Here is a 12,258-nt window from a genome sequence, read left to right on the forward strand (position 1 = left end):
TAGGCTCCTGACCAATTCGTAAGCGCTTACGTTCGCAAAGGAGCGACGTGGTTGTAACGGTGTACGACGTGGCACAGGCGACGGGACTCTCGATCGCCAGTGTGTCCCGCGCGCTCAACGGACGTCCCGGTGTCTCGGCGGCGACGAGCGAGCGCATCGTGAAGATCGCGGCCGACATGGGCTATCAGCCCAACGAGGTCGCGCGTTCGCTCGTGGCCAAGGCCACGCAGACGATCGCTCTGCTCGTGCCGGACATCACGAACCCGTTCTTCCCTGAGCTGGTCAAGGGAGTGCAGTCCGTCGCGGACGAGGGCGACCAGCTGCTGCTGCTCCTCGATGCGCCCTCCGACCCGCACCGCCTCGCCGATCGCCTCGCCGCGCTGCGACGCAAGCAGGTCGACGGTGTGATCGTCGTCGCCAGCGAACTCGACTCTGCCGACGACGATCTCTTCCACGGCATCCCCGGAGTCTTCCTCGACCGCGCGGGCAGCGGGTCGGCCCCCAGCGTGAGTGTCGACCAGGAGCAGGCGGCGTACCTCGCCACGCGCCACCTCATCTCTCGAGGACACCGGCGCATCGCTCACGTGCTCGGCCCCGAGAACCTGGCGGTCTCGGCACTGCGCCGCCGTGGATGGGAGCGCGCCTGCCACGAGGCCGGCCTGCCTGCCGACGACGATCTCGTCTTCCACGGCGACTTCCTCGAAGAGGGCGGCTTCCACGCGGCAGAGCAGATCCTCGACGCCCGCGACGGCATCACCGCTGTGTTCGCCGCCAACGATCTCAGCGCGATCGGGGTGCTCGCGTGCTGCGCGGCTCGCGGCGTCTCAGTTCCCGAAGACTTGTCCGTGATCGGACTCGACGGCATCGAGCTGGCACGGTTCACCGCTCCGGCGCTCACCACGGTCGCGCAACCCATCCGAGAGCTCGGGGAGCGGGCATGCGCCCTGCTGCTCGACGTCATCTCCGGCGCCCCGGCCGGCGATGTCGTGCTGCCCGTGCGACTCATCGACGGCGCGAGCGTGCAGGCCCATTCAGGCGACGGTGGCGGGAGCCCCACGAACGGAGGTCAAAGATGACGGGTCGCGTGGTGGTGTGCGGATCGCTCAACGCCGATGTCACCTTCGCCGTGGAGCGGATCCCCGTCGTCGGCGAGACGACTGTGGCGTCGGGGACCGCGCGATCCTCAGGAGGAAAGGGTGCGAACCAGGCCTACGCGGCGGCGCGCACAGCGCGCACGGCCGACGTGCTCATGGTCGGTGCCGTCGGCGCGGATGAAGCCGGCGACGTGCTGCGCGCCGAACTCGCTGCGGCGGGCGTCGACACCTCCCTTGTACGCAGGGTGGACGCACCGACGGGCCAGGCCTTCATCGCGGTCGATGCAGAAGGCGGAAACATCATCGTGGTCGCCCCGGGCGCCAATCTCGAATGGTCAACCGACGAGCAGCCCCCGTTGGCGGCAGACGACACGGTCGTACTCCAGCTGGAGATCCCGCTGGCCGCCGTTGCCAGGATCGCCACGCAGGCCCGAGGCCTTGGAGCGCGGGTCGTCCTGAACGCCGCTCCGGCCGTCGCGGCCGCACAGACGCTGCTCGATGCGGTCGATATCCTCGTGGTCAACGAGCCGGAAGCAGAGGAGCTGCTCGGACTCGATGCGAAGGCCACAGCGGAGATCAGCCGCAGCGCCGCACGTCTCGACCTTGACATCGTCGTCACCCGCGGATCCGACTCCACTCTCCTCGCCACTCGCGACGGCGAGCTCACCGAGATTCCCACACTCTCCGTCTCCGCGCTCGACACGGTCGGCGCAGGAGATGCCTTCGTCGGCACGCTCGTCGCCGCGATCGCCGAGGGCCACAGCCTTCCGGAGGCCGCGCGTCGCGCGTCCGCCGCGGGCGCCGCGACTGTGACGGTTCGCGGCGCTCGGCACCCCGATCTGTCACCCGCACTTCTCGATCAGATGCTGTCCTAGCCGACCGCGTCCCCCTTCCCGAATCCGCGTCTGCAAAGGAGCATCCGTGACCGGCACCACCACCCGCATCCCACTCATCCTCGACGTCGACACCGGCATCGACGACTCTCTCGCCCTGCTCTACCTGCTGGCGAGCCCCGAAGCCGAGATCGTCGCGATCACCTGCACGGCAGGAAACGTCCCCGCGCGGCAGGTCGCGATCAACAACCTCGCCTGGTTGGAGCTCTGTGGTCGCGAAGGAGTGGAGGTCTCACTCGGAGCCGAGATCCCCGTCATCCAGCCGCTCATGACGACCGAGGAGACGCACGGACCGCAGGGCATCGGCCATGCCGAGCTGCCTGCGCCAAGCCAGGAGATCTCCGCACGCCACGCCACCGCGGTATGGATCGACACGGTCCGCTCGCGACCCGGCGAGGTCATCGGACTCGTCACCGGCCCGCTCACCAACCTCGCGCTCGCCCTCAAGCTGTGCCCGGAGCTTCCGCTGCTGCTCAAGCGCCTCGTGATCATGGGCGGCGCGTTCAACTATCCGGGAAACACCACGCCGACCACCGAGTGGAACATCGCCGTGGATCCGGATGCCGCGAAGATCGTGTTCGACGCATTCTCCGTGGTTCCCGCGGATCGACGCCCTGTCATCTGCGCGCTGGACGTGACCGAGCGCATCGAGATGAAGCCGGAGCACATCGCCGCGCTGGCTGAAGCGGCCGGCAGCACCCCCGCAGAGATCATCTCACCCGATGACGCGCTCGGCCTGCGCTCGACGGCGAGCAACACCGTCATCCGGCACCTCTCTGATGCCGTGCGCTTCTACATGGAGTTCCACCGAGACCAGGACCAGGGGTTCCTGGCGCATATGCACGACCCCTTCGCAGCGGCGATCGCGCTCGATCCCTCGCTCGGCACGACCCGTGCCGCCACCGTCGACGTCGAACTCGCCGGCACCCTCACCCGCGGGCAGACCGTCGCCGACTGGCGCGGAATGTGGGGCCGCGAGCCCAACGCGGACATCGTCGTCGACACCGACCCGGCGGAGTTCTTCCGCATGGTGATCGACCGCGTCGGCCGCTTCGCACGCGAAGTCGGCTGAGAAGAAAGCGCACGACCCACCCATCCGAACGAATGCAAGGAGGCGTTCATGTTCACCACACCCGCGAAGCCCGCGGATCCGCACCGCGTTCGCAATACCGTCCTGATCGCGATCGGCGCAGCCGTCATCGTCGCGACCTACCTGTACCTCGCAATCGGCCAGCCTACGGAGGTCGCCGAGAGCAGCACAAGCCAGGCATCGCTCATCGCGATCGCCGGGTACGTCATCGGCGCCGTGCTGCTCGCCGCCGGGTCGATCCACCGCCTGCCCACCGCCACGATCGCGATGATCCCGGTGGCGATCGCGCTCAACATCGTCGTCGGGCAGATCGTGGCCGTGCTCGGGCTCCCGGTCTACGTCGACTCGATCGGCACCGTGCTGGTCTCGGCGCTTGCGGGACCGGCAGCCGGTGTGGTCACCGGAATCCTGACGAACGTGATCTGGGGCCTCACCCTGAGCCCGATCGCATTGCCTTTCGCCGTCGTGCAGGTCGTCATCGGCGTACTCGCCGGATACGCGGCGCGCATGGGCATGTTCCGTCGCTTCTACCTCGCCCCCGTGGCGGGCGCGATCACCGGCATCGTGGCCGCGATGATCTCGGCACCGATCTCGGCGTTCATCTTCGGCGGAGCGACGGGAGGTGGCACGGGCGCGATCGTCGGTGCCTTCCAGGCGATGGGGCAATCACTGCTCGGCGCCACCACACTGCAGGGGCTGCTCTCCGATCCGCTCGACAAGGCGATCACCTTCACGATCGTGGTGCTGATCCTCGCGGCGCTTCCCGCCAGGTTCCTGCAGAGATTCCCGTTCGTCCGGCAGTACCGGGTCTTCGGTAAAGCACCGGTGACCCCGCGCAGCAGCGGAGCGTGACCTGATGGCGTCGACGCTGTACGTGGACCGGCCGTCGCCGGTGCATCGACTCAATCCCGTGACCAAGCTGGTGGCGCTGCTCACCCTCCTCGTCGTGATCTTCGCGATCCCGTACTGGTGGGTAGCCGCGCTCGGCGTCGTCGCCGTCGTCCTCCCGGCCGCCGTGGTCTCCGGCTGCGGCGGCCGGCTGCTCAAGCTCGGCGGTGCGATCCTGCTGCCGATCATCCTGGTGCTCTTCATCGTGCAGGGACTCACGTTCCCGGGCGGCAAGACACCCGTCTTCCAGTGGGGCATCATCACGGTCACGCTGGAAGGCTTGCAGTTCGCGCTCGGCATCGGCTCGCGCATCGTCTGCCTCGTGCTGGCCTCGCTGCTCTTCGTGCTCACCACCCACCCGGGTGACCTGCTCTCCGAGCTGACCGCCCGAGGCATGTCCCCGAAGTTCAGCTATGTGATCAGCTCGACGCTGCAGCTGATTCCCGCGTTCCGCGACCGTGCCGACGGCATCCTTCTCGCGCAACAGGCCAGAGGGCTGGCCGTTGGCGGCGGGATTGGCGGCCGGATCAAGGCGATGATGCCGCTGCTCAGCCCGCTCGTGCTCGGCATGTTCACCGACGTCGAGGAGCGTGCCACCGCGATGGAGGCGCGCGGTTTCGGATCAGGCGCTCGGCGCACCGTGCTCACTCCGGTGCGCGACACCACGGGCCAGCGCATCGCACGCTGGGTGATGCCCGCGCTCGCGATCGTCGCCATCGTCCTTCCCATCGTGACAGGAGTGCTGTGATCACCCTCGACGGCGTCTCATACGCCTACCCCGACGCGGAGGTCTTCGCGCTCGAGAACATCGAGCTGCACGTGCCCGAGCGCGAGATCCTCGGCATCGTCGGCGCATCCGGAGCGGGAAAGACCACGCTCGCGAAGGCGATCGCCGGTTTCATCCCCCATGTCGACGGCGGCGAGCTCTCCGGTTCCGTCGTCGTCGACGGCACTGACCTCGCCGGTGTGCGCCTCTCGGATGCTGTGTCGAAGGTGGGTCTGGTCATTCAGAACCCGTTCAACCAGATCTCCGGCGCGAAGTACACGGTGCGTGATGAGATCGCCTTCGGGCTGGAGAACATCGGCACCCCGCGTGCCGACATGATCGACCAGGTGCAGGCGGCCGCCGAGCTGCTGCGCATCAGTCACCTGCTGGATCGCTCGCCCTACGCACTGTCGGGCGGACAGCAGCAGCTCGTCGCGATCGCCTCGATGATCGTGATGCGCACCCCCGTGCTTGTGATGGATGAGCCGACGTCACAGCTCGACCCTGCCGGAACCCGGATGGTGTTCGACGTGCTGTCTGCGCTGCGCGATGCCGGGACCACGGTCATCATCCTGGAGCACAAGCTCGAACTTCTTCGCGAGCATGCCGACAGGATCGCGGTGATCGCCGATCGCACGATCGCGGCGATCGGCGGCGCGCAGGAGATCCTCGCCGATCCGCGCACCGAGGAGTGGGGGATCGGCAGCACCCGAGTGACGACGGCCGCACGCATGCTGGCTGCGCAGGGGCGCTTCGAGACGTCGCAGACGTTGCCCGTCTCGGTGGAAGACGCGGTCGTCGCGTTCGGAACGGAGAGATCATGACCGGCCTGGATGTGCGCTTCGACAACGTGCGCTTCACCTATCCCAGTGGCGTCGAAGCCCTGAAGGGGATCACGTTCACGATCCCTGCGGGGCAGCGTGTCGCGATCATCGGGCAGAACGGCGCGGGGAAGACGACTCTCGTGCGTCACCTCAACCGCATCAACGCTCCGAGCTCCGGAACCGTGCACGTCGGCGACACCACGACGGCGGATCAGAGCATCGCGCAGATGTCTGCGCGGGTCGGCTACGTGTTCCAGAACCCGGATGAGCAGATCTTCGCGCGCACCGTCATCGCCGATGTGTCCTTCGGGCCGCGCAACCTCGGCCTCGACGCCGAGGAGGCCGACACGCGGGCGCGGGCGGCGCTGGAGGCGGTGGGGCTCGCCGATCACGCCGACGTGCACCCGCATCAGCTTTCTCTGAGCGAGCGCAAGCGCGTGGCCTTCGCCGGAGTTCTGGCGATGCGCACTCCCGTCCTCGTGCTCGATGAGCCGACGACAGGACAGGATGCGCGCGGCGTCGAGACGATCGCGCGCATCGTGCAGCACGTGGCATCCGAGGGGCGCACGGTCATCGCGATCACCCACGACATGGACTTCTGCGTGGAGAACTTCGACCGCGTCATCGTGATGACGCAGGGTGAGGTGCGTGCAGACGGGACGCCCGGAGAGGTGTTCGCGAGCGGAGAGGTGATCGCGCAGGCCGCTGTCGAGCCGCCACAGCTCATGCGCCTCGCCGCAGAGCTGGGGTGGGCAACGCGTCCGCGCGATGCGGAGGAGTTCGTCGACACCGTCGCACTGCATTCGGGACCGGCCGCATGACCGCGATTCTCGCTCTGCTGGCCGCAGGATTCCTCGGCACGGCGGACTTCCTCGGTGGTGCGCTCTCGCGCCGCGTTCCGATGCTCACGGTGCTGGTGCTGTCGCAGCTCGTCGCGACGGCCGCAGTGGTTCCGCGGCTGATCGCCGAGCCCATCGGCGGCGACCCCGGTGGGGGATATCTCTGGGGTGTCGTGAGCGGCATCGGCGCCGCGGTCGGCGTCTCGGCCCTGTACCGCGCGCTCGCGATCGGCACAATGGGCGTCGTTGCGCCGATCGCCGCACTCAGCGTGCTCGTGCCCGTCGTCGCCGGCCTCGTCGGCGGGGATTCTCCCGGGTCGCTCCTGGTCATCGGGATGATCGTGGCGGTTCTCGGAACGGTGCTGGCGAGCGGGCCCGAGCTCAAGGGCGGAACGGGCGGGATCAAGCCGATCCTGCTCGCTCTCCTCGCCGCGCTCGGGTTCGGCACCAACAATCTCGCCGTCGCATGGGGGAGTGCCTATGACGTGTCGGCGACGCTGCTCGCGAACGTGCTGACGACGCTGGTGCTCTACCTGATCGCCCTGGCCGTCGTGCGGGTCGCCCCCCGGGCATCCGGTTGGCCGCTCGTGGGGATCGTCGCGATCGGCGTGCTGGGCTTTCTCGCGAACCTCTTCTTCGCGATCGCCGCCGAGACCGGAATGCTCTCCGTCGTCGCCGTCTGCGTCTCGGTGTTCCCCGCCGTGACCGTGCTGCTCGGATGGTGGTTCCTGAAGGAACGACTGCGTGTGGTGCAGATCATCGGCGTGGTGCTGGTCCTCGGCGGAGCGGCTGTCGTCTCTCTGTCGGTCTGAGCCCTTCGCGTCGGCTCGGTGCGCCGCCCCTGCCGCCGAGCCGACGTGAAGCCTAGACTGACCAGACCCGTCACCGCCGATCGGAATCCGATGGTCTCGCCCTGGTCTTCGCGACGTGAGGTCTCGCCAGAGACATCACGACTGATGATCGAGCGCGCGCACGAGGAGCTCGTCGCGGGAAACGTCGTGGATCCGCGTCTGACAGATGTGCGTCCGCTCGTTCGTGATTCGTGGCGAAGGTCGATGGCGCAGCTCGTCGGGGTCGAAGCCCTGCCACCGCTCGATCTCGGAGATGCCGTCCTTGAAGAGCATCGTCGCGCGCATCCGCTGGCGGGGGTCATGGACATGGTGCGCGGGCTGCTGCTGCCGGGTGGGGCCAGCGAGTCCGGTGTGGTCGTCGCCGTCGGCGATGAAGCAGGCCGTCTGCTCTGGGTCGAGGGCGACCATCGCATCCGCACCCTCACCGGCGAGATGGGCTTCACCGAGGGTGCGAACTGGTCGGAGGCCGCTGTCGGCACATCCGCTCCCGGCACCGCGCTCGAGCTCGGACGCTCCGTGCAGATTCTGGGAGCCGAGCACTTCAACCGGCTGGTTCAGCCCTGGTCGTGCACCGCAGCACCCGTGCACGATCCGGAGACGCGCCGCATCCTGGGTGTGATCGACGTCACCGGGGATGCCACGGCGATCACGCCACAGGCGCAGCTGCTCGTGGATGCCACGGCGCGGGCGATCGAGGGCGAGCTGCTCGTCTCGCGGCTGCGCGCCCGCGCCGAACAATCGCCGGTCAAGGCGAAGAGGCGCCGTCCGGACGCGTCCCGTTTCACGTTGCGCGTTCTCGGCAGAGATCGCGGACTGCTCGAAGCGGCATCCGAGCGATCATCGACCGCGGTTCCGATCAGCGCACGGCATGCGGAGATCCTGCTCATGCTCTCCACCCACCGTCAGGGGCTCTCGGCGGAGCGCCTCGCCGAACTCGTTTACGCCGATTCCGAAGCACTCGTCACACTGCGCGCGGAGATGGTGCGGCTGCGTCGGATGCTGCAGGAGCACGCGCCCGCGCTCGTGCCCGAATCGCGGCCCTACCGCCTGCCCGCTGACGTGGAGACCGACGCGCAGCACCTGCTGTCGCTGCTCGATCGCGGTGCGCACCGTGTGGCGCTCGCCGCGTATCGCGGAGACGTGCTGCCGGACTCGACCTCTCCCGGCGTCGAAGAGGTACGCGAGAGCGTGCGCGCAGCGTTGCGGGAAGCGATGCTGTCCGAAGCCAGCGTCGAGGTCCTTCTGAACTACATCGACACCGATCTCGGCGCTGAGGATGATGAAGCCCTGCGGCTCTGCCTCAGCTTGCTGCCCGCCCGCTCGCCCAAGCGTGCAGGGGTCGTTGCGCGTCTGGAGGCGCTGAACGACGGGTAGCTGCAGCGCCCCACTCGCGGGCGCAACTGCATGCAACCTTCGCGCGCGTACGCTCCGAGGCATCTCCGGAACCACTCCCGGACCTGTCAAAGGAGACACCATGACCATCGTCGAAGAAGACGTGTCCACCGCATACGCCGCACCCGGGCAGCCCGGGAGCATTGCGAAGTACCGCGCCCGCTACGGTCACTACATCGGCGGCGAGTTCGTCGAACCCGTCAAGGGCCAGTACTTCGAGAACGTCAGCCCAGTCAACGGCAAGCCGTTCACCGAGGTCGGCCGCGGCACCGTCGAAGACATCGACCGCGCCGTTGACGTCGCCTGGAAGGCCTTCGGCAGCTGGGGCAAGACCAGCCCCGCGCAGCGCGCTGTCGTGCTCAACAGGATCGCCGACCGCATGGAGCAGCATCTCGAAGAGATCGCCGTCGCCGAGACGTGGGAGAACGGCAAGCCTGTGCGCGAGACGCTCGCCGCCGACATCCCGCTCGCGATCGACCACTTCCGCTACTTCGCAGGGGTGCTGCGCGCGCAGGAAGGCGGCATCAGCCAGCTCGACGAGAACACAGTCGCGTACCACTTCCACGAGCCGCTCGGCGTGGTCGGGCAGATCATCCCCTGGAACTTCCCCATCCTGATGGCGACGTGGAAACTCGCTCCTGCGCTCGCCGCGGGCAACTGCATCGTGATCAAGCCCGCCGAGCAGACTCCGGCTTCTCTGCTTTTCCTCTTCGATCTCATCGGCGACCTGATCCCCGCCGGCGTCGTGAACATCGTCAACGGCTTCGGCATCGAGGCGGGCGCCCCGCTCGCGCAGCACAAGCGCATCCGCAAGGTCGCCTTCACCGGAGAGACGACGACAGGGCGCCTCATCATGCAGTACGCGTCGCAGAACCTCATCCCGGTGACGCTGGAGCTCGGAGGCAAGAGCCCGAACGTGTTCTTCGAGGACGTCGCACGCTCGACCAGCGACCCCTATTACGACAAGGCGCTCGAGGGCTTCACGATGTTCGCTCTCAACCAGGGCGAAGTCTGCACCTGCCCCTCGCGCGCCCTCATCCAGCGGTCGATCTACGACACCTTCCTCGCGGACGGTCTGGATCGCGTGCAGAAGGTACGCCAGGGCAACCCGCTCGACCCGAACACGATGATCGGCGCCCAGGCGTCCAACGACCAGCTCGAGAAGATCCTGTCCTATATCGACATCGGAAAGCAGGGCGGTGCGCGACTGCTCATCGGTGGGGAGCGCGCCGACCTCGGCGGCGATCTGAGCGAGGGCTTCTACGTGCAGCCGACGGTGTTCGAGGGCACGAACGACATGCGCATCTTCCAGGAGGAGATCTTCGGACCGGTGCTGTCGGTCACGAGCTTCGACGACTTCGACGACGCGATCGGCATCGCCAACGACACGCTCTACGGCCTCGGTGCCGGGGTGTGGAGCCGAAGCGGCGACACCGCGTACCGTGCCGGGCGTGCGATCGAGGCGGGTCGCGTCTGGACGAACACGTACCACCAGTACCCCGCACACGCCGCCTTCGGTGGGTACAAGCAGTCGGGCATCGGCCGTGAGAACCACAAGATGATGCTCGACCACTATCAGCAGACCAAGAACCTCCTGGTCTCCTACGCCGAAGGCCCGATGGGCTTCTTCTGATGCCTGATCAGTTCAGCAGGGTCGCCGTGTCTGACGACGCGGCGGCCCTGCTCCGTCAGCTCACCCTGCAGCACGGGCCACTGATGTTCCATCAGTCGGGCGGATGCTGCGATGGCTCGGCCCCCATGTGCTACCCCGTGGGCATGTTCCTCACCGGTCCGAGCGATGTGAATCTGGGGGCGCTGGATGTGGGGCTGGATGCCGCGGTCGACGTCTTCATGTCGGAAGCGCAGTTCGAATACTGGAAGTACACCCACCTCACGATCGATGTCGTACCCGGCAGAGGAGCGGGCTTCTCGGTCGAGTCGCCGACCGGCCACCGCTTCATCACCCGTTCCCGCATGCTGGACGAGGCAGAGCTCGCATACTTCGGGCTCGCAGCCACCTGACCGCGAGCCCGAAGTATGCGATGAGCGAGACCTACGGCACGACGACCGCCCGCCCGCGCACCTCGCCCTTGTGCAGCTTCTCGTAGGCTTCCACCGCCGTGTCAAGCGTGTACTGCTCGACGTGGACGCCGACCGAGCCGGTGCGGGCCAGGTCGAGCACTTCGATCAGCTCGCTGCGGCTGCCCCAGTAGGGGGCGCGCACCGAGGCGCCGAAGGGTGTGGAGAAGAAGCCGGTCGGCAGGATGCCTCCGCCGATTCCGACGATCTGGATGTCGCCGTCGACGGCGACCACCTGGCGGGCGATGTCGAGCGTCGGCTGCACGCCGGTGAAGTCGAAGACGGCTTCGGCACCCACGCCGCCGGTGAGCTCGCGGATCTTCTCGACCGCGGAGGCATCCGACATCAGCGCGTGATGCGCACCGACCTCTCGGGCCAACGAAAGCTTCTCCTCGCTGATGTCGAGAGCGATCACCGTCACCGGAGACACCGCGCGTAGCACCTGGATACCCACGTGGCCGAGGCCACCCGTGCCGATCACCACAGCGGTCGCTCCGGCGCGAAGCTTCTGCGCCGACGACATGATCGCGTGGTACGGCGTGAGGCCCGCGTCGGTGAGGGAGACGGTCTCGATCGGATCGAGGTCGCCGAGCGGCACGAGGTGACGTGCGTCATCGACGATCACGTACTCGGCCATCGCACCCGGGGCACCGAGTCCCGGAGGGGCGATGCCCAGCTCGGCGGCACGGGTGCAGTAGTTCTCCTTGCCCTGTGCGCACGCGTGACACTGGCCGCATCCCCATGGGCCGTAGATCGCGTAGGAGCCGCCGAGCTCAATGCCTTCGACGCCGTCGCCGAGCTTGTCGACGATACCCGCACCTTCGTGACCGAGAGTGAGGGGCAGTCCGTAGGCGTACTGCTCGGCCGGGAGGCCCATGATGAACCAGTCCGAGTGACAGAGCCCGGCCGCGGTGACCTTCAGCCTGATCTGACCCGGCCCCGGTTCAGGCGTGGGGATCTCGACGAGCTCCGGGCCCTTGCCGATCTCGCGATACTGGATGGCTTTCATACCTGCTCCTCATCTGAGGGCGGATGCGCCCTCGGTCGTGGCGAAGCGCGGCGGCATCGCCGCACATCCAGCTTCGCACTCTCCGCGCGCCGATGGGCGGGTGTGCGCCGTGAATACTGTCCACAGGGATGCCCGCGCACTGCCCGGGTGCCGCTGGTGTGTCGCCCATGGGCGCGTGGGGCCATGGGCCGTTTGAGAACGACGGGGCGGGGCATTTCCTCGCGGAGATTCGCCACGGCGACTTCACTTTAGGGGGCGAGTGGGCATTTGAAGACCCTGACTATCTCGAAGCGGACGGCGGACAGATCGCCGTCCCGCTGGCAGCTCTCGTGCGCGTGACGCACGGCGAGCTGGCGACGCCGGAAGAGGTCGATGCGGCCAGCGTGGAGGCGTTCGCGGCCCAGCTGAATCCCGAACGCCTCGAGTGGATCACCGCTCAGTTCGAACGGACGCTTTCAGACGGTGAGGCTTCCGAGCTCTAGGAGCTCTCGGAGGAGACGGAGTACTTCGAAGCCTGGAAGTAGGCGTCCGTC

13 protein-coding genes are annotated in these 12,258 nt (G+C 67.6%); 12 read left to right on the forward strand and 1 reads right to left on the reverse strand.

Translation table 11 applies throughout. The annotated features are described in order from the left end of the window. The first annotated feature begins 47 nt into the window (after window positions 1–47). The 11 genes from JOD62_RS07050 (at window position 48) to JOD62_RS07100 (ending at window position 10,659) form a co-directional block, all read left to right on the forward strand. Window positions 48–1,076 (forward strand): LacI family DNA-binding transcriptional regulator, encoded by a 1,029-nt coding sequence (locus tag JOD62_RS07050; RefSeq protein ID WP_204938591.1) that lies wholly within the window; start codon window positions 48–50, stop codon window positions 1,074–1,076. After that, complete coding sequence (locus JOD62_RS07055; RefSeq protein WP_204938592.1) at window positions 1,073–1,969, forward strand: ribokinase; 897 nt, start codon at window positions 1,073–1,075, stop codon at window positions 1,967–1,969. The genes JOD62_RS07050 and JOD62_RS07055 overlap by 4 nt, the downstream gene beginning before the upstream one ends. A gap of 46 nt (window positions 1,970–2,015) precedes the next feature. Continuing rightward, entirely contained in the window at window positions 2,016–3,059 is a 1,044-nt protein-coding gene (locus JOD62_RS07060; protein ID WP_271171472.1) for a nucleoside hydrolase, read from the forward strand. A gap of 48 nt (window positions 3,060–3,107) precedes the next feature. After that, entirely contained in the window at window positions 3,108–3,929 is an 822-nt protein-coding gene (locus tag JOD62_RS07065) for an ECF transporter S component (RefSeq protein WP_204938593.1), read from the forward strand. Window positions 3,930–3,933: 4 nt separating this feature from the next. After that, complete coding sequence (locus JOD62_RS07070; RefSeq protein WP_271171473.1) at window positions 3,934–4,713, forward strand: energy-coupling factor transporter transmembrane component T family protein; 780 nt, start codon at window positions 3,934–3,936, stop codon at window positions 4,711–4,713. Continuing rightward, complete coding sequence (locus JOD62_RS07075) at window positions 4,710–5,555, forward strand: energy-coupling factor ABC transporter ATP-binding protein (RefSeq protein WP_204938595.1); 846 nt, start codon at window positions 4,710–4,712, stop codon at window positions 5,553–5,555. Before JOD62_RS07070 ends, JOD62_RS07075 begins: the two co-directional genes overlap by 4 nt. Further along, window positions 5,552–6,376, forward strand: a complete 825-nt coding sequence (locus tag JOD62_RS07080) for an energy-coupling factor ABC transporter ATP-binding protein (RefSeq protein WP_204938596.1) — start codon at window positions 5,552–5,554, stop codon at window positions 6,374–6,376. Before JOD62_RS07075 ends, JOD62_RS07080 begins: the two co-directional genes overlap by 4 nt. Beyond that, the gene (locus tag JOD62_RS07085) at window positions 6,373–7,206 is read left to right on the forward strand and encodes a DMT family transporter (RefSeq protein WP_204938597.1); all 834 of its coding nucleotides are present in this window, start codon (window positions 6,373–6,375) and stop codon (window positions 7,204–7,206) included. Before JOD62_RS07080 ends, JOD62_RS07085 begins: the two co-directional genes overlap by 4 nt. 90 nt (window positions 7,207–7,296) lie before the next feature. Beyond that, window positions 7,297–8,619, forward strand: a complete 1,323-nt coding sequence (locus JOD62_RS07090; protein WP_204938598.1) for a GAF domain-containing protein — start codon at window positions 7,297–7,299, stop codon at window positions 8,617–8,619. A 100-nt stretch (window positions 8,620–8,719) separates the two neighbouring features. Next, the gene (exaC, locus tag JOD62_RS07095) at window positions 8,720–10,270 is read left to right on the forward strand and encodes an acetaldehyde dehydrogenase ExaC (protein ID WP_204938599.1); all 1,551 of its coding nucleotides are present in this window, start codon (window positions 8,720–8,722) and stop codon (window positions 10,268–10,270) included. Then, on the forward strand, window positions 10,270–10,659 hold the full coding sequence (locus JOD62_RS07100) for a DUF779 domain-containing protein (RefSeq protein WP_204938600.1): 390 nt from the start codon (window positions 10,270–10,272) through the stop codon (window positions 10,657–10,659). The genes exaC and JOD62_RS07100 overlap by 1 nt, the downstream gene beginning before the upstream one ends. A gap of 31 nt (window positions 10,660–10,690) precedes the next feature. Here the strand turns inward: JOD62_RS07100 and JOD62_RS07105 are convergent, their stop codons facing one another. Beyond that, a complete protein-coding gene (locus JOD62_RS07105) occupies window positions 10,691–11,725 on the reverse strand; it encodes an NAD(P)-dependent alcohol dehydrogenase (RefSeq protein WP_204938601.1) in 1,035 nt (344 codons plus the stop codon). Window positions 11,726–11,853: 128 nt separating this feature from the next. Between JOD62_RS07105 and JOD62_RS07110 the strand changes: the two genes are divergently transcribed. Continuing rightward, window positions 11,854–12,207, forward strand: coding sequence for a DUF4259 domain-containing protein (locus JOD62_RS07110; protein ID WP_204938602.1), 354 nt, complete (start codon window positions 11,854–11,856; stop codon window positions 12,205–12,207). The last annotated feature ends 51 nt before the right edge of the window (window positions 12,208–12,258 follow it).

The sequence above is a fragment of the Microbacterium keratanolyticum genome (genome assembly GCF_016907255.1).
GTDB classification, from domain to species: domain Bacteria; phylum Actinomycetota; class Actinomycetes; order Actinomycetales; family Microbacteriaceae; genus Microbacterium; species Microbacterium keratanolyticum.